This is a genomic window from Aneurinibacillus aneurinilyticus ATCC 12856 (genome assembly GCF_000466385.1).
GTDB classification, from domain to species: domain Bacteria; phylum Bacillota; class Bacilli; order Aneurinibacillales; family Aneurinibacillaceae; genus Aneurinibacillus; species Aneurinibacillus aneurinilyticus.
Genome location: NZ_KE952915.1, coordinates 11289 through 13870 on the forward strand (window position 1 = coordinate 11289; position 2582 = coordinate 13870).

The 2582-nt window shown below is 40.2% G+C and carries 3 protein-coding genes; 1 reads left to right on the plus strand and 2 read right to left on the minus strand.

Annotated elements, in window-relative coordinates; genetic code table 11:
- Positions 1 to 446: 446 nt before the first annotated feature.
- Both HMPREF0083_RS24715 and HMPREF0083_RS24720 read right to left on the minus strand, forming a co-directional pair.
- Positions 447 to 953 carry a hypothetical protein gene (locus HMPREF0083_RS24715; RefSeq protein WP_040304994.1) on the minus strand — a complete coding sequence of 169 codons (507 nt, stop codon included), beginning with the start codon at positions 951 to 953 and terminating at the stop codon, positions 447 to 449.
- Between the two features lie 202 nt (positions 954 to 1155).
- Positions 1156 to 1482, minus strand: a complete 327-nt coding sequence (locus tag HMPREF0083_RS24720) for a hypothetical protein (RefSeq protein ID WP_021624704.1) — start codon at positions 1480 to 1482, stop codon at positions 1156 to 1158.
- 467 nt (positions 1483 to 1949) lie between these two features.
- On the opposite strand from HMPREF0083_RS24720, the gene HMPREF0083_RS24725 reads away from it, so the two are divergent.
- Entirely contained in the window at positions 1950 to 2270 is a 321-nt protein-coding gene (locus HMPREF0083_RS24725; RefSeq protein WP_021624706.1) for an NHLP leader peptide family RiPP precursor, read from the plus strand.
- The last annotated feature ends 312 nt before the right edge of the window (positions 2271 to 2582 follow it).

Genomic DNA, 2582 nt, shown 5'->3' on the forward strand with positions numbered 1-2582 from the left:
GTTTGTCGATGTATCAAACCAGATGTATATAGATGACTGAAGCCGAGTAATTCTGCTCCTGCCTTCAATGTAGCTGGAACGTCAACATAACTGAGTTCCTCATCGATAATGAATGCTACGTAAATCACTGCAATACGCGGAAACATCGTATCACTTCCTTACTTGCTCCTTTCCGGAACAAGGGTCCTGTACGATTTGATGGGTTACATTGTTCTTATTCCTTTCTTGTTTATGCGCCTGCGTCCCGCCTGCATTTATCAACGCATTTTCCCTCCCAACAAAACAGTTGGATCGCATTGCGAAATCCAGCTGTTGCACCCTATAACAAAAAATAAAAAAAGCGACCTAATAAAGGCCGCTCCTTAGTTAATTCTACTTCCAACCGATTGAATACTATCCTTTTGCTGGTAGAAACTATGTCGGGTGTATGTCCCCATATTTTTCATTTAATCTAAAACGTTGTATCTGAAGGATGCTTCAGCAGTACCACCATCTGGAGAGGCAATGGTAACTTTACCTTTACCATCACTTAAATTCCATTTTAATACTGACTGTAACAAATTAAGTGTAACATCTTTACCTGGTTGTAAAGTTCCCTGATAAACTAATGTTTGATTTGCGGTATATAATTTGTAGGTAAATTCTCTATTTCCTATGTTTTTAATATAGGCCCGTCCATCATATTTGAAGTTACCATAGTGTTCATATTCAGCACTACCTCTACCACCAGCCGCCTGCGATGCATAAATACGGGTGTCTTGTGTAATTCCAGTTGGAGTTACAATAATTGAGCCATCATCTCCTTGATTACTTCCATTTTGCACAACTACGTTTTGATCAGTTTCCACTGCATTTTTTTGCAACAAATCGGAATTATCAGCAAATGCAGTAGCTGGTGCTGCTAGTACTGCCATAGAAAGCAGTAGATTCATAGTGGTTTTTTTCTTTTTCATTCTAATCATCTCCTGTTATTACAATTAATTACATGGATAATATATCCTATTATTAATTATTTTTCAATATATTTTAACTTTTTTATAAATTCACAAAGTAAATATAGTGTTTTTCATCCCAAATACCAATATAAGCAAGGGGAGTATCAGCAACACATATGGTACTAGGACTTCGGTTCCTTCAAGAGGATTGTACATGTCATCACTTCCTTTCCCCCTTCTTCATGTTCTGTTTCCTCTGCTTCCACCGTGGCCTATCCCGCTCCTGATGGTTTCTCACACATTCTTCCCATTCCGTTTTTGGATGCGGCATTGTAATAACTAGATGCTGTAAAGACGGTTGTTTTTGCTCCGTGAAATATTTCTCCACATTTTCTCCATAGCCACATGTCATTTTCATTCTCATATTGGGTCCGGCATCTCTCTTCGCATATTGCTTCCCATCTATCTGCCAGCTCCTGGAGTTCTCCCTTAACATGTCCGGGTCAGCTAGTGAAAGGATTGCTATAACTGCATCTTTAAACCCCAAACTTATCCGCCTCCCTTGTTTTCTACCAACGAAAAAAGTGCAGTTTCACAGCTTCGCTCCTTTGATTGATATCCTGGTTCACTCTGGCACCAGGAAGCCGCCGCGATTCACTCCTTACCCGCATGCGGTCAACGGGCTTCTTATCGGTAATCAGCCGATAAAAGGTGGTCCGTTCGACTTCATTGCATTTGCCCCTGCAACAAGCGTATGTCATGAACGATAAGGGAGGAGTGACGTATAACGGCATAAGAAAAGCCGCCTCCAAAGAGAAGCAGCTATCTGATTTATTCGGTTGCCCTTAGTTTATCATGCTCAAGCTTTAGTTCCTGTGCCCTTGTATGTAATACCCCGACCTCCTTTGGTCTCAATAAAAATGAATAATGTGTAGTTTGAATTACAGTTCCATGTACATCTTCTTAATTATAATCAATGTGTGAACTTCAAATAGTAAGAGGAGGAATATAAACATGGAATGGAATAACGAAAAATTAAATCAGGCAGTAAAACAATTTCAAGATAAAGCACTTACGGATGCAGAGTTTCGTAAGCTCGCGTTAGAGAATCCATCCAGTGCTGTTAAACAAGTAACTGGCTTAGATTTACCTGAAGGGTTCAAACTACAGGTAGTTGATAATGCAGGTGCACATTTAACTGTTGTACTTCCAGACTTAAAAGGAAATGAGTATGAATTAGACGAAACAGAATTGCAAAATGTAGCTGGTGGTGTTTCTTTTGGTGCATTTGTATTGTATCAGAATCATCCTGCATACCAAGGACGCGGAAAATAAAACATTCTTTATATGGGCCTAGAACTCACTATTGAATTACACAACCCGAATGATGGACATTTAATAAGGTCTATTACTCGGGTTTTTATATTAGACATGCTTTGTCCTCTTCTTATCCTTCCTCATGTTCCACTTCCTCTGCTCCCACCATAGCCTATACCGTTCTCAATAAGCTTTCACGCATCCGCCTCCTTTGTTTTTTACCAACGAAAAAAGCGCAACTGCATGGCCCCGCTCCTTTAATTGATATCCTGGTTCACTCCGGCACCAGGAAGCCACCGCGATTCACTCCTTACCCGCATGCGGTCAACG

What these genes read in the sequence shown, in the direction of transcription:
- HMPREF0083_RS24715 (WP_040304994.1), bottom strand. Translation starts at nt 953, where the DNA reads ATGAAAAAGAAAAAAACCACTATGAATCTACTGCTTTCTATGGCAGTA.
- HMPREF0083_RS24725 (WP_021624706.1), top strand. Translation starts at nt 1,950, where the DNA reads ATGGAATGGAATAACGAAAAATTAAATCAGGCAGTAAAACAATTTCAA.